The 21,224-nt window shown below is 68.3% G+C and carries 19 protein-coding genes and 1 pseudogene; 16 read left to right on the top strand and 4 right to left on the bottom strand.

Annotated elements, in window-relative coordinates; genetic code table 11:
* The 3 genes and pseudogenes from VV867_RS09855 to VV867_RS09845 form a co-directional block, all read left to right on the top strand.
* Positions 1-327, top strand: a pseudogene (locus tag VV867_RS09855) (serine/threonine protein kinase); the annotation flags it as partial.
* Positions 328-1,158 carry an MlaA family lipoprotein gene (locus VV867_RS09850; RefSeq protein WP_328566252.1) on the top strand — a complete coding sequence of 277 codons (831 nt, stop codon included), beginning with the start codon at positions 328-330 and terminating at the stop codon, positions 1,156-1,158. It begins immediately after the preceding pseudogene.
* 110 nt (positions 1,159-1,268) lie between these two features.
* The gene (locus tag VV867_RS09845; RefSeq protein ID WP_109936630.1) at positions 1,269-2,126 is read left to right on the top strand and encodes a pirin family protein; all 858 of its coding nucleotides are present in this window, start codon (positions 1,269-1,271) and stop codon (positions 2,124-2,126) included.
* Between the two features lie 235 nt (positions 2,127-2,361).
* Here VV867_RS09845 and VV867_RS09840 read toward each other — a convergent pair whose 3' ends face one another.
* Positions 2,362-3,510: a patatin-like phospholipase family protein gene (locus tag VV867_RS09840; RefSeq protein ID WP_109937340.1), complete on the bottom strand. Its 1,149-nt coding sequence runs from the start codon at positions 3,508-3,510 to the stop codon at positions 2,362-2,364.
* Positions 3,511-3,632: 122 nt separating this feature from the next.
* Complete coding sequence (locus VV867_RS09835) at positions 3,633-4,562, bottom strand: lipid A biosynthesis lauroyl acyltransferase (RefSeq protein ID WP_328566251.1); 930 nt, start codon at positions 4,560-4,562, stop codon at positions 3,633-3,635.
* Positions 4,563-4,721: 159 nt separating this feature from the next.
* Here VV867_RS09835 and minC point away from each other — a divergent pair, with 159 nt between their 5' ends.
* From minC to VV867_RS09810, 5 genes are all read left to right on the top strand, one after another.
* Complete coding sequence (minC, locus tag VV867_RS09830; RefSeq protein ID WP_109936628.1) at positions 4,722-5,579, top strand: septum site-determining protein MinC; 858 nt, start codon at positions 4,722-4,724, stop codon at positions 5,577-5,579.
* Between the two features lie 60 nt (positions 5,580-5,639).
* On the top strand, positions 5,640-6,455 hold the full coding sequence (gene minD, locus VV867_RS09825) for a septum site-determining protein MinD (protein ID WP_109936627.1): 816 nt from the start codon (positions 5,640-5,642) through the stop codon (positions 6,453-6,455).
* Positions 6,452-6,706, top strand: a complete 255-nt coding sequence (gene minE / locus VV867_RS09820; RefSeq protein WP_009620516.1) for a cell division topological specificity factor MinE — start codon at positions 6,452-6,454, stop codon at positions 6,704-6,706. Before minD ends, minE begins: the two co-directional genes overlap by 4 nt.
* A gap of 66 nt (positions 6,707-6,772) precedes the next feature.
* On the top strand, positions 6,773-7,408 hold the full coding sequence (locus VV867_RS09815) for an RluA family pseudouridine synthase (RefSeq protein ID WP_328566250.1): 636 nt from the start codon (positions 6,773-6,775) through the stop codon (positions 7,406-7,408).
* Positions 7,409-8,039: 631 nt separating this feature from the next.
* Positions 8,040-9,329 (top strand): M18 family aminopeptidase, encoded by a 1,290-nt coding sequence (locus VV867_RS09810; protein WP_328566249.1) that lies wholly within the window; start codon positions 8,040-8,042, stop codon positions 9,327-9,329.
* Between the two features lie 296 nt (positions 9,330-9,625).
* On the opposite strand, the gene VV867_RS09805 is transcribed toward VV867_RS09810, so the two are convergent.
* Positions 9,626-10,342 carry a UTRA domain-containing protein gene (locus tag VV867_RS09805; protein WP_109936623.1) on the bottom strand — a complete coding sequence of 239 codons (717 nt, stop codon included), beginning with the start codon at positions 10,340-10,342 and terminating at the stop codon, positions 9,626-9,628.
* Positions 10,343-10,691: 349 nt separating this feature from the next.
* On the opposite strand from VV867_RS09805, the gene VV867_RS09800 reads away from it, so the two are divergent.
* From VV867_RS09800 to VV867_RS09775, 6 genes are all read left to right on the top strand, one after another.
* Entirely contained in the window at positions 10,692-11,750 is a 1,059-nt protein-coding gene (locus tag VV867_RS09800) for an ABC transporter substrate-binding protein (protein WP_328566248.1), read from the top strand.
* 66 nt (positions 11,751-11,816) lie between these two features.
* On the top strand, positions 11,817-12,626 hold the full coding sequence (locus VV867_RS09795; protein WP_328566247.1) for an alkaline phosphatase family protein: 810 nt from the start codon (positions 11,817-11,819) through the stop codon (positions 12,624-12,626).
* Positions 12,623-13,465: an ABC transporter permease gene (locus VV867_RS09790; protein WP_275629143.1), complete on the top strand. Its 843-nt coding sequence runs from the start codon at positions 12,623-12,625 to the stop codon at positions 13,463-13,465. The genes VV867_RS09795 and VV867_RS09790 overlap by 4 nt, the downstream gene beginning before the upstream one ends.
* Positions 13,449-14,237, top strand: coding sequence for an ABC transporter permease (locus VV867_RS09785; RefSeq protein ID WP_089393085.1), 789 nt, complete (start codon positions 13,449-13,451; stop codon positions 14,235-14,237). Before VV867_RS09790 ends, VV867_RS09785 begins: the two co-directional genes overlap by 17 nt.
* Positions 14,234-15,229: an ABC transporter ATP-binding protein gene (locus VV867_RS09780; RefSeq protein ID WP_109936618.1), complete on the top strand. Its 996-nt coding sequence runs from the start codon at positions 14,234-14,236 to the stop codon at positions 15,227-15,229. Before VV867_RS09785 ends, VV867_RS09780 begins: the two co-directional genes overlap by 4 nt.
* On the top strand, positions 15,229-15,882 hold the full coding sequence (locus VV867_RS09775) for an HAD family hydrolase (RefSeq protein WP_328566246.1): 654 nt from the start codon (positions 15,229-15,231) through the stop codon (positions 15,880-15,882). The genes VV867_RS09780 and VV867_RS09775 overlap by 1 nt, the downstream gene beginning before the upstream one ends.
* A 298-nt stretch (positions 15,883-16,180) precedes the next feature.
* Here the strand turns inward: VV867_RS09775 and VV867_RS09770 are convergent, their stop codons facing one another.
* Complete coding sequence (locus VV867_RS09770; RefSeq protein ID WP_089393088.1) at positions 16,181-17,143, bottom strand: NAD(P)H-quinone oxidoreductase; 963 nt, start codon at positions 17,141-17,143, stop codon at positions 16,181-16,183.
* 152 nt (positions 17,144-17,295) lie between these two features.
* On the opposite strand from VV867_RS09770, the gene VV867_RS09765 reads away from it, so the two are divergent.
* Both VV867_RS09765 and VV867_RS09760 read left to right on the top strand, forming a co-directional pair.
* On the top strand, positions 17,296-19,377 hold the full coding sequence (locus VV867_RS09765; RefSeq protein WP_328566245.1) for a carboxy terminal-processing peptidase: 2,082 nt from the start codon (positions 17,296-17,298) through the stop codon (positions 19,375-19,377).
* A 96-nt stretch (positions 19,378-19,473) separates the two neighbouring features.
* Positions 19,474-21,222 (top strand): GGDEF domain-containing protein, encoded by a 1,749-nt coding sequence (locus VV867_RS09760; protein ID WP_328566244.1) that lies wholly within the window; start codon positions 19,474-19,476, stop codon positions 21,220-21,222.
* Positions 21,223-21,224: the final 2 nt, after the last annotated feature.

Genomic DNA, 21,224 nt, shown 5'->3' with positions numbered 1-21,224 from the left:
ATGGTCGAGCAGCTGATCCCCATGTGGCGCAAGCGCCATGGCGGCGGCAGCCTGCCGCAGCTGATCCAGCAGACCAGCCTGTACGCCCTGCAGCAGTACCTGCACGACAGCCCGAAGATCGCCGTGATGCACAACGCCGACGACGTCATCCTCGGCCCCGGCGACATCGGCTTCCTGCGCCGCACCTTCGGCGACCGGCTGACGCTGTACCCGCTGGGCGGCCACTGCGGCAACCTCAACTACCGGGTCAACGCCCAGGACATGCTGAACTTCTTCCGCGGCCAGGACGCCACGCTGCAGGCCGCCGCCGACACAGGAAAGCGCTAGATGACCCGCCGATCCCCCTGGCTGCTCGCCCTGCTGCTGGGCTGCGGCCTGGCCCACGCCGACAACGCCTCCGACCTCGGCCCGGCGCCCGCCGTGCCGCCCTCGGCCGCCAAGCAGGTGCAGCTGGCGCCCGACGACGACGGCTTCAAGCACCCGCTGGACGCCCTCAAGTTCAACCCCGGCCTGGACCAGCGCGAGTTCGAGCGCGCCACCCTCAGCGCGCTCAACGTCTACGACCCCTGGGAGTCGTGGAACCGCCGCGTCTACCACTTCAACTACCGCTTCGACGAGTGGGTGTTCCTGCCCGTGGTGCACGGCTACGAATACGTCACCCCGCGCTTCGTGCGCAGCGGCGTGAGCAACTTCTTCAGCAACGTCGCCGAGGTGCCGAGCCTGCTCAACAGCCTGCTGCAGTTCAAGGGCAAGCGGGCGATGAACACCACCGCGCGGCTGCTGTTCAACACCACCTTCGGCGTGCTCGGCCTGTGGGACCCGGCCACCCGCATGGGCCTGCCCAGGCAGACCGAGGACTTCGGCCAGACCCTCGGCTTCTACGGCGTGCCCGCCGGCCCCTACCTGATGCTGCCGATCCTCGGCCCGTCCAACCTGCGCGACACCGGCGGGCTGGTCACCGACTTCGTCGCCGGCCAGCAGGTGGACTACCTGGGCGTGGCCAGCGCCAGTGGCGACCACTGGGAAATCCCCGCCCTGCAGGTCATCGACCGGCGCTACAGCAACAGCTTCCGCTACGGGCAGATGAACACCCCCTTCGAGTACGAGAAGCTGCGCTACTTCTATACCGAGTCGCGCAAGCTGCAGATCGGCGAATGAGCATGCGGGTTGAATATCGAACAATTCGATATTCAACCCGCAAAACTCGCAACCATCCATCCAATGCCTGGGACTATCATGGCCTCCATGCCTGAACGAGGAGGTCCACCATGACCCAGTTGCGCAACCTGATCGACCTGCACATCGGCCGCCCCGCTTCCGACGGCGCCGGTGTGCGCCTGACCCGCGTGATCGGCGGCCCGGGCATCGAACGCTTCGATCCCTTCCTGATGCTCGACCAGTTCGACACCCAGAACCCCGACGACTACATCGCCGGCTTCCCCGACCATCCGCACCGCGGCTTCGAGACGGTGACCTACATGCTCGAAGGGCGCATGCGCCATCGCGACCACCTGGGCAACGAGGGCCTGCTCAAGCCCGGCGGCGTACAGTGGATGACCGCCGCCCACGGCATCATCCACAGCGAGATGCCCGAGCAGGAGCAAGGCGCCATGCGCGGCTTCCAGCTGTGGCTGAACCTGCCCGGCAAGAGCAAGCTCGGCCCGGCCGGCTACCGCGACATCGAGCCGGAAGACGTCCCGCGCACCACCACCGCCGGCGGCGTGGAAGCGACGGTGATCGCCGGGCGCTTCGACGATGGCCAGGTGCGACTCGACGGCGCCGTGCAGCGCCCGGACACCGAGCCGCACTACTACGACCTGAAGCTGCCGGCCGGCGCCGACATCGACCTGAACCTGCCGAGCGGCCACCAGGCGCTGCTGTACGTCTACGAAGGCAGCCTGCAGGTGCAGGCCGAGCGCGGCGGCGAGGTCGGCACCAACCGCCTGGCGCGCCTGGGCGAGGGCGACGCGGTGAAGCTGCACAGCGACCAGGGCGCGCGCGTGCTGGTGCTGGCCGGCAAGCCGCTGCGCGAACCCATCGTGCAGTACGGGCCCTTCGTGATGAACAGCCGCGAGGAAATCGAACAGGCCCTGCGCGATTACCGCGACGGGGTGCTGGCGATCTGAGCCGCCGGAGTCACGGATTGTAGGGGCGGGCCCTGCCCGCGAAATCGCGCGCAGGGCGCGCTCCTACATGGTTACGGCGTGGGTGGGGCAGCGTAGGAGCGGACTCCGTCCGCGATTGGATTCACCGGCCACGCCGGACGCCCCGGTAGCACGGCCAACGGCGGATAACCGCGAACGGTTATTCGCCCTACGGTCGGGCACGCTCGCAGGAGCGGACTCCGTCCGCGATCCTCCCCTACAGGCAATGCTCCTCCAGCCCGAGGAAGCGCACCAGCTCCGCCCGCTTGTCCATGGCGTCCTTGTAGCCCAGGCGGATCAGCTCGTGGCAATAGCCGCGCTCGAACAGCAGGTAGCTCAGCACCCCCGCCCCACTCGCCCGCGTCGCGCCCGGGCCGCGCAGGAACAGGCGCACCGCCCAGGGCAGCTCCTTGCGGTGGCGGGCGGCGATCTCGTCCAGCGGCCGCGACGGCGATACCAGCAGCACCTCCACCTCGCGCAGCCCAGACTCGTGGCAGCGGCGCTCCTGCGGCACCAGCGAGCCCAGGTAATTGACGCGCTGCAGCACCTCGATATCCCCTTCCAGACTGTCGATGAAGGTGCTGTTGAGCAGGTGGATGCCCATCTGCGCCAGGCTCGGCGGGCGCTCGCTGCCCTCGCCGACGGCGCTTTCGTCGGGCCCGTTGCGCGCCGGGTTGCCGCTGACGCCGATCACCAGCACGCGGTTGGCGCCCAGGTGCAGCGCCGGGCTGATCGGCGCCTGCTGGCGCACCGCGCCATCGCCGTAGTACTCGCGCTTGATGCGCACCGGGGCGAACAGCAGCGGGATCGCCGAGCTGGCCAGCAGGTGCTCCAGGTGCAGCCGCGTCGGCACCCCGATGCGCCGGTGGCGCAGCCAGGGCTCGATGGTGGCGCGGCCCTGGTAGAAGGTCACCGCCTGTCCGGAGTCGTAGCCGAAGGCGGTCACCGCCACAGCGCGCAGCTTGCGCTGCTGCAGGGCGGCGCTGATGCCGGAGAAGTCCATCTCGCGGGCCAGCAGGTGGCGCAACGGGGTGCTGTCGAGCAGCGCCACCGGCCGCCGCCGGCCCAGGCCCAGCAGGCTGTGGCCGAGGAAGCGCAGGGCCTGGCCCAGCACCCCGGTGAAGTCGGCGCGGTACACCTGGCCGGTGTGGAAGCCCTTCCACACCCGCGTCAGGCTGTGGATGGCCTCGCGGAAGGACAGCGCGCCGCAGGCCAGGCCCACGGCGTTGATGGCGCCGGCCGAGGTGCCGACGATGACCGGGAAGGGATTGGCCGCCCCCTCCGGCAGCAGCTCGGCGATGGCCGCCAGCACGCCCACCTGGTAGGCGGCGCGGGCACCGCCGCCGGAGAGGATGAGGCCGGTGATGGCGCGGTCGGTGCGGGGGTTCGGTTGCGGCTCGGCGGATTCAGTCACGACGGGAGTCCTGGATGCGTCCTGCGCTTTTCAGTATGCAGCGCCGGCCGCCGCGGTAAAGCCCGCCGCCGCACTCAGCGCTTGTCGTAGAGCTTCGGCGCGCCTTCCGGGCGGCTCTTGAAGCGGCGATGGGCCCACAGGTACTGCTCGGGCTGCTGGCGGATCTCCGCCTCCACCCACCGGTTGATGCGCAGGCAGTCGGCCTCCTCGCTCTCGCCGGGGAAGTCCCGCAGCGGCGGGTGGACCACCAGGCGGTAGCCGGAGCCGTCGGCCAGGCGCGTCTGGGTGAAGGGCATGACCTGCGCGCGGCCCAGGCGGGCGAACTTGGTGGTGGCGGTGACGGTGGCGGCCTGGATGCCGAACAGCGGCACGAACAGGCTCTGCTTGGCGCCGTAGTCCTGGTCCGGGGCGTACCAGATGGCGCGCCCGGCGCGCAGCACCTTGAGCATGGCGCGCACGTCCTCGCGCTCGATGGCGCTGGCGTCCAGGTTGTGCCGCTCGCGGCCGCGGCGCTGCACGTAGTCGAACACCGGGTTGTCGTGCTCGCGGTACATGCCGTCGATGGTCTGCACCTGGCCCAGCAGCGCCGCGCCTATCTCCAGGGTGGTGAAGTGCATGGCCATGAGGATCACGCCCTTGCCTTCGGCCTGGGCCTGGCGCAGGTGCTCCAGGCCTTCCATATGGGCGAGCCTGGCCAGGCGCGCCCGCGGCCACCACCAGCTCATGGCCATCTCGAAGAAGGCGATGCCGGTGGAGGCGAAGTTGGCCTTGAGCAGCCGGGTGCGCTCGGCGGCGGACAGCTCGGGGAAGCACAGCTCCAGGTTGCGCGCGGCGATCGCCCGGCGGCTGCCGACCACGCGGTACATCACCGCGCCCAGGCCGCGCCCCAGCGCCAGCAGCGCCGGATAGGGCAGTTGCACCACCAGCCACAGCGCGCCCAGGCCCAGCCACAGCGGCCAGTAGCGCGGATGGAGGAAGGCGGTGCGAAAGCGTGGACGGTCCATGAACGATTCCGGAAATGACGGGCAAAGGCGGCATTCTACCGCGAGCGCCGCCTTTGCGCCGCCGCCCCGGTGCCACTATCGCACCTGGCCCCGCGCCAGGCTTGCGGCTGCCGGGAGGGTTCGCTATAAGTCGAGGCCATTTAGCGATGCAGTGCGACCATGAGCCAAGCCGACCTCCTCGACCAAGATCCCGTTTTCCAGCTCAAGGGCAGCATGCTCGCCGTCACCGTGCTGGAACTGGCGCACAACGACCTGTCGCGCCTGGACCGTCAGCTCGCCGACAAGGTCGCCCAGGCTCCCAACTTCTTCCGCGACACCCCCCTGGTCCTGGCCCTGGACAAGCTGCCCGGCGGCGAAGGCCAGCTCGACCTGCAGGGCGTGCTGGACATCTGCCGGCGCCACGGCCTGCGTACCCTGGCCATCCGCGCCAACCGCGAGGAAGACCTGCGCCTGGCGACCATGCTGGACATCCCGGTGCTGCCGCCGTCCGGCTCCCGCGACCGCCCGCTGGAGCCGAAGGACGCCGCCGCTGCCGCCCCGGCCGAGGGCATAGTGCGCCGCCCGCGCAGCGAGAAGCTGGCCGAACCGGTGGTCGAGAAAGCCATCGACAAGGCCAGCGAAAAGACGGCGGACAAGGCGCCTGAAAAAGCCCCTGAAAAGCCTGCCGAGCCCTCCGCCCCGGCCGTCCGTCCGACTAAGCTGGTGACCACCCCGGTGCGCGGCGGCGTGCAGATCTACGCCGCCGGCGGCGACCTCATCGTCCTGGCCCCCGTGAGCCCCGGTGCGGAACTTCTGGCCGACGGCAACATCCACGTATACGGTCCGATGCGCGGCAGGGCCCTGGCGGGCGTCAAAGGCGACACCAGCGCGCGAATCTTCTGTCAGCAGCTGGGTGCCGAACTGGTCTCCATCGCCGGGAATTACAAGGTTGCAGAAGACCTTAGGCGCAGTCCGCAATGGGGGCAGGCGGTACACGTCAGCCTGTCGGGAGACGTGTTGAACATCACCCGCCTTTAACGGATACTGCCGCGAATTTCAGGGACCTGAATTCTTCGTTTTTCATTGGGGTGAATCACCTTGGCCAAGATCCTCGTAGTCACTTCCGGTAAGGGTGGCGTCGGTAAAACCACCACCAGCGCCGCCATCGGCACCGGCCTGGCCCTGCGCGGCCACAAGACCGTCATCGTCGACTTCGACGTGGGCCTGCGTAACCTCGACCTGATCATGGGCTGCGAACGCCGCGTGGTTTACGACTTCGTCAACGTCATCAACGGCGAAGCCTCCCTGACCCAGGCCCTGATCAAGGACAAGCGCCTCGAGAACCTGTTCGTCCTGGCCGCCAGCCAGACCCGTGACAAGGACGCCCTGACCCAGGAAGGCGTCGGCAAGGTCATGGAAGAACTCAAGCAGAACTTCGAATACATCATCTGCGACTCCCCGGCCGGCATCGAGAAGGGTGCCCACCTGGCCATGTACTTCGCCGACGAGGCAATCGTCGTGACCAACCCGGAAGTCTCCTCGGTCCGCGACTCCGACCGCATGCTCGGCCTGCTGGCCAGCAAGTCGGCGCGCTCCGAGAAGGGCGAGGAGCCGATCAAGGAACACCTGCTGCTGACCCGCTACAACCCCGAGCGCGTCACCAAGGGCGAGATGCTCGGCGTGGAAGACGTCGAGGAAATCCTGGCGATCCGCCTGCTCGGCGTGATCCCGGAGTCGCAAGCCGTGCTCAAGGCCTCGAACCAGGGCGTACCGGTCATCCTCGACGACCAGAGCGACGCCGGCCAGGCCTACAGCGACGCGGTCGACCGCCTGCTGGGCAAAGAGATGCCACATCGGTTCCTCGATGTGCAGAAGAAAGGATTCCTGCAACGACTGTTCGGAGGACGTGAATGAGCCTTTTAGACTTCTTTCGCAGCCGGAAAGCGCCGAACAGCGCCTCCATCGCGAAGGAAAGACTCCAGATCATAGTCGCCCACGAGCGCGGCAACCGCTCGCAACCGGATTACCTCCCGCAGTTGCAGAAAGACCTGCTGGAAGTCATCCGCAAGTACGTGCCGATCGACCAGGAACAGGTCCAGGTGGAACTGGCCAACCAGGGCAGCTGCTCGATCCTGGAACTCAACATCACCCTGCCGGAACGTTGATCGTCCGCTGGGTGAACTGCGGCGGCCTCGGCCGCCGCAGTCATTTCTAGCCGCTGGCGAGGCCCCATGCCGCTGTCGAACATCCAGATCGTCCACCAGGACGCCGCCCTGCTGGTGGTGAACAAGCCCACCCTGCTGCTCTCGGTGCCCGGCCGCGCCGAGGACAACAAGGACTGCCTGGTCACCCGCCTGCAGGACAACGGCTACCCGGAAGCGCGCATTGTCCACCGTCTGGACTGGGAAACCTCCGGCCTGATGGTCCTGGCCCGCGACGCCGACAGCCACCGCGAGCTGTCCCGGCAGTTCCACGACCGCGAGACCGAAAAGGCCTACACCGCGCTGTGCTGGGGCGAGCCGGAGCTGGACAGCGGGCGCATCGAACTGCCGCTGCGTTACGACCCGGAGAACAAGCCGCGGCACATCGTCGACCACGAGCACGGCCGCCACGCACTGACCTTCTGGCGCGTGGTGGAACGCTGCGGCCAGTACGCCCGGGTGGAGCTGACGCCGATCACCGGCCGCTCGCACCAACTGCGCGTGCACATGCTGTCCATCGGCCATCCCCTGCTCGGCGACCGCCTCTACGCCGAAGGCGAAGCCCTCACCCTGCGCGACCGCCTGTGCCTGCACGCCAGCCTGCTGTGCCTGACCCACCCACAGACCGGCGAGCGCCTGCGCTTCGAGTCGCTGGCGCCTTTCTGAGCAGGAACCGTCTTATCCAGTGGTGTAGGGCGTATAACGCCTACGGCGTTATACGCCATCGCCCTGGGCGGCAGTGTTCTGGCCAACGGCGGATAACCGCGAACGGTTATGCGCCCTACGGGGCTATGCCGCCTCACCTATGCAGGAACGCGCCCTGCGCGCGAATCGCAGGCAGGGCCCGCTTGTACGTTGCAGGCGAGCATGGCTTCTCGTAGGAGCGAGCTTGCTCGCGAACCGCATGGCACCGCGTTTGTTCGCGAGCAAGCTCGCTCCTACGAAGAGCACCCCGGCATGGCCTGCAAGACAGTTGCTCCTACAGCTCACAGTAAGGTATGGCGTCCCCCGGTAGGCGCGGATCTTGTCCGCGATAGCCGGACGTTCCGGCGCGATTCGCGGATGAGATCCGCTCCTACGCTGCCCACCCACAGCATTCCCCATGTAGGAGCGCGCCCTGCGCGCGAAATCGCGGGCAGGGCCCGCTCCTACAGGTTGCCGTGGGGCACGGTATTCCGCGCCTACGCTGCCCCACCTGCGCCATTCCCGTGCGGGAACACATCCTGCGCGATTCCGCGGGGGCCCGCCGTCCCTGCCATTTGCGATAAACTTCCGCCATCGTTGTCCGGAGTTTCCCATGCGTGCAGATCTCAACCAGGGCCTGATCGATTTCCTCGCGGCCTCGCCGACGCCGTTCCACGCCACCGCCAGCCTTGCCCGGCGCCTCGAGGAGGGCGGCTACCAGCGCCTCGACGAGCGTGACGCCTGGCGCACCGAGGCCGGTGGGCGCTACTACGTGACGCGCAACGACTCCTCGCTGATCGCCTTCAAGCTCGGCCGCAACGCGCCGCTGGAGCATGGCCTGCGCCTGGTCGGCGCCCACACCGACAGCCCCTGCCTGCGCGTCAAGCCGAACCCGGAACTGGCCCGCAAGGGCTACTGGCAGCTGGGCGTCGAGGTCTACGGTGGCGCCCTGTTCGCGCCCTGGTTCGACCGCGACCTGTCCCTGGCCGGCCGCGTCACCTTCCGCCTGGCCGGCAAGGTGGAAAGCCGCCTGATCGACTTCCGCGCGCCCATCGCGGTGATCCCCAACCTGGCCATCCACCTCAACCGCGAGGCCAACATGGGCTGGGCGATCAACGCCCAGACCGAGCTGCCGCCGATCCTCGCCCAGCTGGCCGCCGGCGAGAGCCGCGACTTCCGCGACCTGCTCGGCGAGCAGCTGCAGAACGAGCACGGCATCATCGCCGACGCCATCCTCGACTACGAACTGAGCTTCTACGACACCCAGCGCGCCGCGGTGGTGGGCCTGGGCGGCGAGTTCATCGCCGGTGCCCGCCTGGACAACCTGCTGTCCTGCTACGCCGGCCTGGAGGCCCTGCTGGCCAGCGGCGACGAGCAGAGCGCGGTGCTGGTCTGCACCGACCACGAGGAGGTCGGCTCCTGCTCGGCCTGCGGTGCCGACGGCCCCTTCCTGGAACAGGTGCTGCGCCGCCTGCTGCCCGACGGCGACGCCTTCGTGCGGGTGATCCAGCGCTCGCTGCTGGTCTCCGCCGACAACGCCCACGGCGTGCACCCCAACTACGCCGACAAGCACGACGGCAACCACGGCCCGCTGCTCAACGGCGGCCCGGTGATCAAGGTCAACAGCAACCAGCGCTATGCCACCAGCAGCGAGACCGCCGGCTACTTCCGCCACCTGTGCCTGGAGAACGAGGTGCCGGTGCAGAGCTTCGTGACCCGCAGCGACATGGGCTGCGGCTCCACCATCGGCCCGATCACCGCCAGCCAGCTGGGCGTGCGCACCGTCGACATCGGCCTGCCGACCTTCGCCATGCACAGCATCCGCGAGCTGGCCGGCAGCCATGACCTGCGCTACCTGGCCAAGGTGCTGGGGGCTTTCTATGGCAGTGCCGAGCTGCCTTGAGGCTTGGGTTTTCGTAGGAGCGAGCTTGCTCGCGAACCTGGGCCTTCGTGTGTTGGGCCGGCCCTGGCTCCCTCTCCCTAACCCTCTCCCTGAAGGGAGAGGGGACCGTTCGGCATCAAGCGTTACTTCAGCACTCGTCGGCCATTGCGGTGCGGCCGGTTAGCACTGTCCTGGCCGCCGGCACGGGCAAGCTCCCTCTCCCTTCAGGGAGAGGGCTGGGGAGAGGGGCGGACTGGCTCCCGGGTACCTAGGTCAAGGGTTCGCGAGCAAGCTCGCTCCTACGAAGAGCCCGCCCCTCAATCCGGCACCTCCACGCTCACGTGAATCGCATCGTGCCGCCAGAACTCCAGGTCGCAGTCGATCACCCGGCCGTGCTGGTCGCGGTTGATGCGGGTGATGCGCAGTGCCGGGCTACCCTCGGCCACCCGCAGGGCGCTGGCCGCTTCGCCGTGCAGGGCGGTGGGCACCATGTCGAAACGCACGCGGCCGTAGCGGATGTCATAGCGGCTGGCGTAGAGGTCGGTCAGCGACTGGCGCAGGTCGCAGTCGAGGATGCCGGGGAAATAGGCCGGGTTCAGGTAGTGCTCCACGTACAGCACCAGGCGCCCGTCCACCCGCCGGGCGCGGCGGATCTGGTAGACGCTGGACAGCGCCGGCAGCTCCAGGTGCGCGCAGATCGCCGGGCTGGCCGGCAGTTGGCGCGCCGACAGCACCTCGGTGGCCGGCACCCGGTCCTGGCCGGCGACCATGGCGTGGAAGTGGCTGCGCACCAGCGGGTTGTACAGCAGCCGCGGCGGCGAGACGAACCAGCCGCGGCGCTCCTCGCGGTAGATCAGGCCCTGGGCCTCCAGCTGCGTCAGCGCCTCGCGCAGGGTGATGCGCGTGGTGTCGAACAGCTCGCTCAGGCGCCGCTCCGCCGGCAGCTTGCCGCCGGCCGGCAGCAGGCCGCTGTCGATCTGTTCCACTAGCGCCCGGCAGATCGCCGTCACCGTCGGTAGCGCCTCGTCGCGCATGCTGTTTCCCTCTTTTGGACTAGACCAGCCCCAAGCTGGGGCACTTCACCGCAACCGGTAGCCGTTCCCACTGTAGGAATCCACGGTGACCGTCCGGTGACAGTGCCATGGCAAGCAGGCCCCATGCCAGCTCCGCGCCACAGCATAGCCCAGCCGCATCAAGGTCTTGTGCATGGTCTAGGCTGTATCCGGGCGCTGCCTGCCGACCCGCATGCCGGCGCCCGGACACGAAATTGTCATGCCCGCTTCGTAGATTGGCCTGGGTCTTGCTGATCTAGACCAGCGACGCGCCACGCCCGACCGGGGCGCGGCCCCCAATGCCAGAACCCGATGACCGAAGGAGCACCGAATGAAACGCTTGCTTGCTTCACTGCTGGGAACCGCGATTGCCCTGGGCAGCGCGACCACCATGGCCGCCGAGGCCGACCTGCAGGCGCTGGAACAGGCCGCGCGCAAGGAAGGCCAGGTGAACAGCGTGGGCATGCCCGACAGCTGGGCGAACTGGAAGGACACCTGGAAGGACCTGGAGAGCAAGTACGGGCTCAAGCACATGGACACCGACATGAGCTCGGCCCAGGAGCTGGCCAAGTTCAAGGCCGAGGGCGAGAACGCCAGCGCCGACATCGGCGACGTCGGCGCCGCCTTCGGCCCCATCGCCGTGCAGCAGGACGTCAGCCTGCCCTACAAGCCCAGCACCTGGGACCAGGTCCCGGAATGGGCCAGGGACAAGGATGGCCACTGGGCCCTGGCCTACACCGGGACCATCGCCTTCATCGTCAACAAGCAGCTGGTCAAGGACGTGCCGCACAGCTGGGCCGACCTGCTCAAGGGCAAGTACAAGGTCACCATCGGCGACGTCAGCAGCGCGGCCCAGGCGGTCAACGGCGTGCTCGCCGCGGCCATCGCCAACGGCGGCGACGAGAAGAACGTCAAGCCGGGCCTGGAGTTCTTCGCCCAGCTGGCCAAGCAGGGCCGCCTGTCGCTGACCAACCCGGTGATCAACACCCTGGAGAAGGGCGAGGTGGAAGTCGGCATCGTCTGGGACTTCAACGGCCTGAGCTACCGCGACCAGATCGACCCCAGCCGCTTCGAGGTGCTGATCCCCTCCGACGGCTCGGTGATCTCCGGCTACACCACCATCATCAACAAGTACGCCAAGCACCCCAACGCCGCCAAGCTGGCCCGCGAGTACATCTTCAGCGACGCCGGGCAGATCAACCTGGCCAAGGGCAACGCCCGGCCGATCCGCGCCGAGCACCTGGACCTGCCGGCCGAGGTCAAGGCCAAGCTGCTGCCCAACGAGCAGTACGCCAGGGCCCAGCCGATCAGGGACGGCCAGGCCTGGGAAGCGACCTCCAAGCGCCTGCCGCGCCTGTGGCAGGAGAGCGTGATCATCAACATGCAGTGACGCGGCGCCGCCCCCGGCCGTGGCCGGGGGCGCCCGTTCCGGTTTCCCCCAGCACAGGCAGCTACGATGTCCCGTCCCGTCATCCTGGTCATACTCGACGGCCTCAACTACGGCGTCGCCCATGACTGCATGGGCCACCTGCAGGCGCTCTGCAACGCCGGCCGCGGCCGCCTCTACCGCCTGCAGTGCGAGCTGCCGTCGCTGTCGCGGCCGCTCTACGAATGCCTGCTCACCGGCGTTGCGCCGATCGACAGCGGCATCCTGCACAACCAGGTTTCGCGCCTGTCGAAGGAACGCAGCCTGTTCCACTATGCCCGCGACGCCGGCCTGACCACCGCGGCGGCGGCCTACCACTGGGTCAGCGAGCTATACAACCGCTCGCCCTTCGACGCGGCCCGCGACCGCCACACCGAGGACGCGGCGCTGCCGATCCAGTACGGCCACTTCTACTGGACCGACCACTACCCCGACTCGCACCTGCTGGCCGACGCCGAGCACCTGCGCCGCCGCCACGCCCCCGACGTGCTGCTGGCGCACCCGATGAACATCGACGACGCCGGCCACCGCCACGGCCTGAACAGCGCGCAGTACCGCAACGCCGCGCGCCAGGCCGACGTGCTGCTCTCGGAATACCTGCACCAGTGGCTGGCCGCCGGCTACCAGGTGATGGTCACCGCCGACCACGGCATGAACGACGACCGCAGCCACGGCGGCATCCTCCCCGAGGAGCGCGAGGTGCCGCTGTTCGTCTTCGGCGAGGCCTTCAGCCTCGACGACCAGGTGCGCCCGCGCCAGGTCGAGCTGTGCGGCAGCCTCTGCCGGATACTCGGCGCGGCCCACGACAAGCCGGTCTGCGAAGGGCTGCTGCGGCCATGAGCGCGAACCGCGGAAAGCGCCTCGCCCTGCTCTGCCTGCTGCCCTTCGCGCTGTTCTTCTTCGCCTTCCAGATCGCGCCGCTGTTGTGGGTGGCAGTCAACAGCCTGCGCCGCGAAGAGGCCTGGGGCCTGGGCAACTTCGCCGAGATATTCGCCTCGCCCTTCTACCTGCAGGCGATCCGCTACAGCCTGGAGATTTCCCTGTGGTCGAGCCTGATCGGCCTGGCCATCGCCGTGCTCGGCAGCTATTCGCTGCGCCAGGTGGACAGCCGCCTGCGCGACTTCGTCATGGCCTTCGCCAACATGACCAGCAACTTCGCCGGGGTGCCGCTGGCCTTCGCCTTCATCATCATCCTCGGCTTCAACGGCGCCATCACCCTGCTGCTCAAGCAGGCCGGGCTGATCGAGGACTTCAACCTCTATTCCAAGACCGGCCTGATCATCCTCTACACCTACTTCCAGATTCCCCTGGGGGTGATGCTGCTCTACCCGGCCTTCGACGCCCTGCGCGAGGACTGGCGCGAGTCGGCGGCGCTGCTGGGCGCCAACCACTGGCAGTTCTGGCGGCACATCGGCATCCCGGTGCTGACGCCGGCGCTGCTGGGCACCTTCGTGATCCTGCTGGCCAACGCCCTGGGCGCCTACGCCACCGTCTACTCGCTGACCACCGGCAACTTCAACGTGGTGCCGATCCGCATCGCCGGCCTGGTCTCCGGCGACGTCTTCCTCGACCCGAACATGGCCAGCGCCCTGGCGATGATCCTGGTCGGGCTGATGACCGTCATCACCCTGGCCCACCAGTGGCTGCTGCGCCGGAGCTACCATGTCGAGAAACGCTAGCCCGCTGTACCACCGGCTGGTGGTCTACGCGCTGTTCCTGATCCTGCTGCTGCCCCTGGCCGCCACCCTGCTCTACTCCCTGGCCACCCAGTGGTCGGCGAGCGTGCTGCCCGACGGCCTGACGCTGAAGTGGTACCTGGCGCTGTGGACCGACCCGCGCTTCCTCGCCGCCTTCGGCCAGTCGCTGCTGGTGTGCTTCGGCGCGCTGCTGCTGAGCGTGCTGCTGATCCTGCCGCTGATGTTCGTGGTGCACTACCACTACCCGCGCCTGGACGCGCTGATGAACGTGCTCATCCTGCTGCCCTTCGCGGTGCCGCCGGTGGTCTCCTCGGTGGGCCTGCTGCAGCTCTATGCCTCGGGCCCCCTGCCGCTGACCGGCACGCCCTGGATCCTCGTCGGCTGCTACTTCACCATCGCCCTGCCGTTCATGTACCGGGCCATCGGCAACAACCTGCAGGCGATCAACCTGCACGACCTGATGGACGCCGCCCAGCTGCTCGGCGCCAGCACCTGGCAGGCGGCCCTGCTGGTGGTGCTGCCGAACCTGCGCAAGGGCCTGATGGTGGCGCTGTTCCTGTCCTTCAGCTTCCTCATCGGCGAGTTCGTGTTCGCCAACCTGCTGGTCGGCACCCGCTACGAGACGCTGCAGGTCTTCCTCAACAACATGCGCAACAGCAGCGGCCACTACACCAGCGCGGTGGTGGTCTCCTACTTCCTCTTCATCCTGCTGCTGACCTGGGCCGCCAACCGCCTGAACAAGGACCGCACATGAGCTTCCTCAGCGTCGAACGCCTGAACAAGAGCTTCGGGGACACCCGGGTCTTCCAGGACATCGACTTCGCCGCCCGGCGCGGCGAGTTCGTCACCCTGCTCGGCCCCAGCGGCTGCGGCAAGTCCACCCTGCTGCGCTGCATCGCCGGGCTCACCGCGGTGGACAGCGGGCGCATCCTGATCGACGGCCAGGACCTGGTGCCGCTGCCGCCGCAGAAGCGCGGCATCGCCATGGTGTTCCAGAGCTACGCGCTGTTCCCCAACATGACCGTGCAGCAGAACGTCGCCTTCGGCCTGCGCATGCAGAAGGTGCCCTCTGCCGAAGCCGCCACCCGGGTGGCCGAGGTGCTGGAGATGGTCGAGCTGGGCCAGTACGCCGCGCGCTACCCGCACCAGCTCTCCGGCGGCCAGTGCCAGCGCGTGGCCCTGGCCCGCTCGCTGGTCACCCGCCCGCGCCTGCTGCTGCTCGACGAGCCGCTGTCGGCGTTGGACGCGCGCATCCGCAAGCACCTGCGCGAGCAGATCCGCCGCATCCAGCAGGAGTTGCAGCTGACCACGGTGTTCGTCACCCACGACCAGGAGGAGGCGCTGACGCTGTCCGACCGCATCGTGCTGATGAACGCCGGGCGCATCGTCCAGAGCGGCGACGCGGAAACCCTCTACACCGCGCCGGCCGACGCCTTCGCCGCCGGCTTCATCGGCAACTACAACCTGCTCGACGCCGAGCAGGCCGGCCGCCTGCTCGGCCGGCCCTTCGCCGGGCAGGTGGCGATCCGCCCGGAATCCCTGCGCCTGAGCGTGGATGCCGGCGACGGCATCGCCGCCCAGGTGCTGTCCCACAGCCTGCTGGGCAACGTCATCCGTTACCGGGTGCGGGCCAACGGCGTCGAACTCACGGTGGACGTGCTCAACCGCAGCGCGGAACGCCTGTATCCGGCCGGCGCCCACCTGGCGCTGGCGATCGATCATGAAAGCATCCGGGAGGTGGCCTGATGGCCCTGGTGATCTTCGACCTTGACGAAACCCTCATCGACGGCGACTGCGCCAGCCTGTGGAGCCGGCGCATGGCCGAGCTGGGCTGGGTCGACGGCGAGTCCTTCATCCGCCGAGATACCGAGCTGATGGCGCGCTACGCCCTGGGCGAGCTGTCCATGGAGGCCTACATGGCCTTCAGCCTGGAGCCCATGGCCGGGCGCAGCGTCAAGGAAGTGGAGCGTGAGGTGGAGGCCTACGTCGAGGACGTCATCGAACCGCTGATCTACAACGACGCCTGCCGCACCCTGGCCCGGCACCGCGCCGCCGGCGACCGGCCGCTGGTGATCTCCGCCTCCGGCGTGCACCTGGTGCAGCCGATCGCCGAGCGCATCGGCATCCAGGACGTGCTGGCCATCGACCTGGAGGTGGTGGACGGCCACTACAGCGGCCGCACCCAGGGCGTGCTGACCTACCGCGACGGCAAGATCATCCGCCTGCTCGACTGGCTCGGCGGCGACGAAAGCGCGCTGGCCAGCACGCACTTCTATTCCGACTCGCGCAACGACCTGCCGCTGCTGCGCCGCGTCGGCAACCCGCACACGGTCAACCCCGACCCGGTGTTGCGCGGCGAGGCGGAAAAACACGGCTGGGAAATCCTCGCCTGGCGTTGAGTCCGCCAAGAAACACGGCTCTTCGTAGGAGCGGGAAAACACCGTGCGCGGTCGAATCCGTAGGGCGCATAACGCCTACGGCGTTATCCGCCGCCATTCCCGGGCACCGGCGCCCAGGCCAACGGCGGATAACCGCGAACGGTTATTCGCCCTACGGTGCCATGGAATTACCCGGCAGGGCCGTAAGGCGCATAACGCCTACGGCGTTATCCGCCGCCATTCCCAGGCACTGGCGCCCGGGCCAACGGCGGATGACCGCGAACGGTCATTCGCCCTACGTCGCATGCGGGACCGTGCCTCAGGCCAGGCTCTGGTCGACCAGCAGCACCACCTTGCCCTGCACCTGGTTGCTGGCCAGGGCCTCGAAGGCCTGCTCGGCGTCCTTGGCTACGAACTGGCGCTCCAGCTGGGGCTTCAGCTGGCCGCTGGCGAACAGCGGCCAGACGCGGGTTCCCAACTCGGCGATCAGTTGCGCCTTGAAGTCGGCGTCGCGGCTGCGCAGCGTCGAGCCGGTCAACTGGATGCGCTTGCCCAGCAGCAGCGCCAGGTCCAGCTCGGCCTTGCGCCCGCCCATCAGGCCGATGACCACCCAGCGGCCGTCCTGGCGCAGCACCTGCAGGTTGAGCGCCGCGTAGTTGGCGCCCACCGGGTCGAGGATCACGTCGAAGGGCGCGAAGTCGCGCAGCGACTCCAGCGCCTCGCCGCGCAGCACCCCGCCCTCGGCGCCGAGGGCCTCGCAGTAGGCCAGGCGCTCGGCGGAGCCGACGCTGACCCAGCAGGGGCTGCCGAAGGCCTTGCACAGCTGGATGGCGGCCGAGCCCACGCCGCTGGCGCCGGCGTGCAGCAGGACCTTCTCGCCCGGCTGCAGGCCCGCCAGCTGGAACAGGTTGAGCCAGGCCGTGGCATAGACCTCCGGCAGCCCCGCCGCCTCGGCCAGCGACAAGCCGTTGGGCACCGGCAGCACGTGGCGGGCGTCGACCACCACCTCCTCGGCCATGCCGCCGCCGGCCAGCAGCGCGCAGACACGGTCGCCCACCTGCCAGGTGGCGCCGGCGCCCACTTCGCTGATCACCCCGGCGCATTCCAGGCCGAGGATGTCGCTGGCCCCCGGCGGCGGCGGGTAGAGCCCGGCGCGCTGCAGCAGGTCGGCGCGGTTGAGCCCGGCGGCGGCCACGCGGATGCGCACCTGCCCCGCCCCACAGGTCGGGGCCGCTCGCTCGGCCCACTCCACCCGCCCTTCGATACCTTGCAATGCGTTCACGCTACCTCCATAGTGCTTGCACGGCCCGCACCACGTCGGTCGGGCCTTTCTCTTCGCTCGTCGCGCCAGAGCCCAATCTCGAGCAGCTTGGAACCCGGCGACGCCAGATACGGCCTAATATGCGTCATAACTCCGCACCCAGTCGATTAAGCATGAAGCGATTTCTGCCCCGCACCGCCCTGCTGCTGGTCCTTGGCGCCAGCGCCCTGTCCGCGTTCGCCGCGCCCTCCGCCGGCCAGAACTCCTGGGACGGCCTGCAGCCGGACCGTGACCAGGTGATCGCCAGCCTGAACATCGTCGAGCTGCTCAAGCGCCATCACTACAGCAAGCCGCCGCTCAACGACGACCGCTCGGCGAAGATCTACGACGCCTACATCAAGGCCCTGGACCCGTCGCGGATGTACTTCACCGCCGGCGACATCGCCCAGTTCACGCCCTGGCGCACCCAGTTCGACGACTTCCTCAAGAGCGGCGAGCTGGACCCCGGCTTCACCATCTACAAGCGTCACCTGGACCGCCTCAAGGAGCGCCTGGACTTCGCCCTGGCGATGCTCGGCAAGGGCGTCGACAAGATCGACTTCAAGGTCGACGAGAGCCTGACCATCGACCGCGAGAAGGCCCCGTGGGCGAAGAACGGCGCCGAGCTCGACGACCTCTGGCGCAAGAAGGTCAAGGACGAGGTGCTGCGCCTGAAGATCGCCGGCAAGGACGACAAGGCCATCCAGGAACAGCTGACCAAGCGCTACAAGAACCAGCTGATGCGCCTGGAGCAGACGCGCAGCGAGGACATCTTCCAGGCCTACATCAACGCCTTCGCGCAGACCTACGATCCGCACACCCAGTACCTGTCGCCGGACAGCGCGGAAAACTTCGACATCAACATGAGCCTCTCCCTGGAAGGCATAGGCGCGGTGCTGCAGAGCGACAACGACTACGTCAAGGTCGTGCGCCTGGTGCCGGCGGGCCCGGCGGAGAAGAGCAAGCAGATCGCCACCTCGGACAAGATCATCGGCGTCGCCCAGGGCAAGGGCGAGATGGTCGACGTGGTCGGCTGGCGACTCGACGAAGTGGTCAAGCTGATCCGCGGCCCGAAAGGCTCGCAGGTGCGCCTGGAGGTCATCCCCTCGAGCAACGCGCCGAACGACCAGACCAGCAAGATCGTCACCATCACCCGCGAGGCGGTGAAGCTCGAAGACCAGGCGGCGAAGAAGTCGGAGATCACCCTCGACCACGACGGCCGCAGCTACAAGCTCGGCGTGATCGACGTGCCGGCCTTCTACCTGGACTTCAAGGCCTACCGGGCGGGCGACCCGAACTACAAGAGCACCACGCGCGACGTGAAGAAGCTCATCGGCGAGCTGCAGAAGGACAAGGTCGACGGCATCGTCATCGACCTGCGCAACAACGGCGGCGGCTCCCTGCAGGAAGCCACCGAGCTGACCGGCCTGTTCATCGACCAGGGCCCCACCGTGCTGGTGCGCAACAGCGACGGCCGCGTCGACGTGCTCAACGATGACGAGGGCCAGGCCTTCTACACCGGGCCGATGACCGTGCTGGTCAACCGCCTGTCGGCCTCGGCCTCGGAGATCTTCGCCGGCGCCATGCAGGACTACCACCGCGCGCTCATCGTCGGCGGCCAGACCTTCGGCAAGGGCACCGTGCAGACCATCCAGCCGCTCAACCACGGCGAGCTGAAGCTGACCCTGGCCAAGTTCTACCGCGTCTCCGGGCAGAGCACCCAGCACCAGGGCGTGATCCCGGACATCAGCTACCCGTCCATCGTCGACGACAAGGAAATCGGCGAGAGCGCCCTGCCCGACTCCATGCCCTGGGACACCATCCGCCCGGTGCTGTCGGCGCAGAGCGACCCGTTCAAGCCGTTCCTCGACCAGTTGAAGATCCAGCACGACGCGCGCACCGAGCACAACGCCGACTTCGTCTACGCCCGCCAGCGCCTGGCCCTGGCCCAGGAGCTGATGAAGGAGAAGACCGTCAGCCTGAACGAGGCCAAGCGCCGCGCCCAGCAGAGCAGCATCGAGGGCCGCCAGCTGGCCATGGAGAACGCGCTGCGCAAGTCCAAGGGCCAGGAGCCGCTGAAGGAGCTCAAGCAGGAAGACGACAACGCCCTGCCGGACGACGACAAGACCAAGCCCCAGGACGACGCCTACCTCACCGAGTCCGGGCACATCCTGCTGGACTACCTGACGCTCAGCTCGGCGGTGGCCAAGCACTGAAAGAGCGGAGTCGTCACGAAACAGTCATGACTCAGTAGTGAAATGCGCAAGGGCCGGGAGACCGGCCCTTCATCTTTTCACCCACAGAGAACCGTCATGACCGTCACCGAGCAGTTGAGCGCGCTGGCCCAGATCCTCGCTCACGGCGACCTGCATTGTCTGTTCCAACCCATAGTGTCGCTCTCCGAGCGGCGCCTGGTGGGCTACGAGGCCCTCACCCGCGGCCCCTCCAACAGCCCGCTGCACTCGCCCCTCACCCTGTTCAGCACCGCGCGCCACGCCGGCCGCCTGAGCGAGCTCGACGTGCTCTGCCGGCGCCGCGCCTGCCAGCGCTTCCACGAGCTGGGGCTGGCCGGCAAGCTGTTCCTCAACGTCGCCCCCGAGTCGCTGCTGGACCCCAGCCACCAGCCCGGCCGCACCCTGCAGTTGCTGCAGACCCTCGGCATAGCGCCGGGCGACGTGGTCATCGAGCTCACCGAACAGGCGCCCATCGAGGATTTCGGCCTGCTCGACACCGCCCTGCACCACTATCGCGCCATGGGCTTCTGCATCGCCCTGGACGACCTCGGCGCCGGCTATTCCAGCCTGCGCCTGTGGTCGGAACTGCGCCCGGACTACGTGAAGATCGACCGCCACTTCATCGACGGCATCCACCAGGACGGCGTCAAGCGCGAGTTCGTCGGCTCCATCCTGAAGATGGCCCACGCCTCCCGCGCCCAGGTGATAGCCGAGGGCATCGAACTGCCGGAGGAGCTGGCGGTGCTCTCGGAAATGGGCGTCGACCTGGTCCAGGGCTACCTCATCGGCCGCCCGCAGGAACAGCCGGCGCGCGAGGTGCGCGGCCTGCTGCCGGACCTCGACCGCGCGGAAGCCCTGCACGGCGAGGAACAGGCCGACCTGCGCCCGCTGTTGCTGGAACAGCCGGCGGTGGGCCGCGACACGCCGATCGCCGAGGTGCTGGAAGCCTTCCGCGCCCAGGCCAACCTGAACGCCCTGGCGGTGCTCGACGAGCACCAGCAACCGGTGGGCATCGTCCACCGCCATGCGCTCTCCGATGCCCTGCTCAAGCCCTTCGGCACCGAGCTGTACGCGCGCAAGCCGATCAGCCGCCTGATGAGCGAGGACTTCCTCGCGGTGGAGCGCAGCCAGTCGCTGCAGCAGGTCAGCCGCCTGCTCACCAGCCGCGCGCGGCAGCGCATCGAGGAAGACTTCATCATCACCCAGGGCGGCCGCTACCTCGGTCTGGGCCGGGTGATCGACGTGCTCAAGCTGATCACCGAACTGAAGATCCGCCAGGCGCGCTACGCCAACCCGCTGACCCTGCTGCCGGGCAACGTGCCCATCCAGCAGTGCCTGGCGCGCCTGCTGCAGCAGGACCGCGAGGCGGCGGTGTGCTACGTCGACATCGACAGCTTCAAGCCCTTCAACGACCTCTACGGCTACGCCCGCGGCGACGAAGTGCTGCTGTGCCTGGCGCAGTGCCTGAGCGACCGGGTGGACCCCAGCTGCGACTTCGTCGGCCATATCGGCGGCGACGACTTCATGCTGGTGTTCACCTCCGAGGACTGGCGCAACCGCCTCAACCACCTGCTGGAGGACTTCCAGGGGCAGTGCCGGCGCTTCTACAATCAAGAGCACCTGCAGGCCGGCTGCTTCGTCGCCTACAACCGCCGCGGCCAGCGCCAGGAATTCCCGTTGCTGTCGCTATCGATCGGCGTGGTGCACCTGAAGCCCGGCGCCAGCGAGCGCCTGGACGCGGCGCAGCTGGCGGGCATCGCCTCGGAGGCCAAGCGCCACGCCAAGGAAGTCCCCGGCTACAGCCGGCACGTCATCACCCTGGAATAGGC

This window comes from Pseudomonas sp. JH-2 (assembly GCF_036231725.1).
Taxonomy (GTDB): domain Bacteria; phylum Pseudomonadota; class Gammaproteobacteria; order Pseudomonadales; family Pseudomonadaceae; genus Pseudomonas; species Pseudomonas delhiensis.
This window is presented reverse-complemented; position numbering and strand designations above follow the sequence as displayed.

Coding starts and splice junctions, on each gene's coding strand:
- VV867_RS09780 (WP_109936618.1), top strand. CDS start 14,234: ATGAGCTTCCTCAGCGTCGAACGCCTGAACAAGAGCTTCGGGGACACC.
- minE (WP_009620516.1), top strand. CDS start 6,452: ATGAGCCTTTTAGACTTCTTTCGCAGCCGGAAAGCGCCGAACAGCGCC.
- VV867_RS09845 (WP_109936630.1), top strand. CDS start 1,269: ATGACCCAGTTGCGCAACCTGATCGACCTGCACATCGGCCGCCCCGCT.
- VV867_RS09800 (WP_328566248.1), top strand. CDS start 10,692: ATGAAACGCTTGCTTGCTTCACTGCTGGGAACCGCGATTGCCCTGGGC.
- VV867_RS09805 (WP_109936623.1), bottom strand. CDS start 10,342: ATGCGCGACGAGGCGCTACCGACGGTGACGGCGATCTGCCGGGCGCTA.
- VV867_RS09795 (WP_328566247.1), top strand. CDS start 11,817: ATGTCCCGTCCCGTCATCCTGGTCATACTCGACGGCCTCAACTACGGC.
- VV867_RS09765 (WP_328566245.1), top strand. CDS start 17,296: ATGAAGCGATTTCTGCCCCGCACCGCCCTGCTGCTGGTCCTTGGCGCC.
- VV867_RS09785 (WP_089393085.1), top strand. CDS start 13,449: ATGTCGAGAAACGCTAGCCCGCTGTACCACCGGCTGGTGGTCTACGCG.
- VV867_RS09835 (WP_328566251.1), bottom strand. CDS start 4,562: ATGGACCGTCCACGCTTTCGCACCGCCTTCCTCCATCCGCGCTACTGG.
- VV867_RS09775 (WP_328566246.1), top strand. CDS start 15,229: ATGGCCCTGGTGATCTTCGACCTTGACGAAACCCTCATCGACGGCGAC.
- VV867_RS09810 (WP_328566249.1), top strand. CDS start 8,040: ATGCGTGCAGATCTCAACCAGGGCCTGATCGATTTCCTCGCGGCCTCG.
- VV867_RS09760 (WP_328566244.1), top strand. CDS start 19,474: ATGACCGTCACCGAGCAGTTGAGCGCGCTGGCCCAGATCCTCGCTCAC.
- VV867_RS09815 (WP_328566250.1), top strand. CDS start 6,773: ATGCCGCTGTCGAACATCCAGATCGTCCACCAGGACGCCGCCCTGCTG.
- VV867_RS09790 (WP_275629143.1), top strand. CDS start 12,623: ATGAGCGCGAACCGCGGAAAGCGCCTCGCCCTGCTCTGCCTGCTGCCC.
- VV867_RS09850 (WP_328566252.1), top strand. CDS start 328: ATGACCCGCCGATCCCCCTGGCTGCTCGCCCTGCTGCTGGGCTGCGGC.
- minC (WP_109936628.1), top strand. CDS start 4,722: ATGAGCCAAGCCGACCTCCTCGACCAAGATCCCGTTTTCCAGCTCAAG.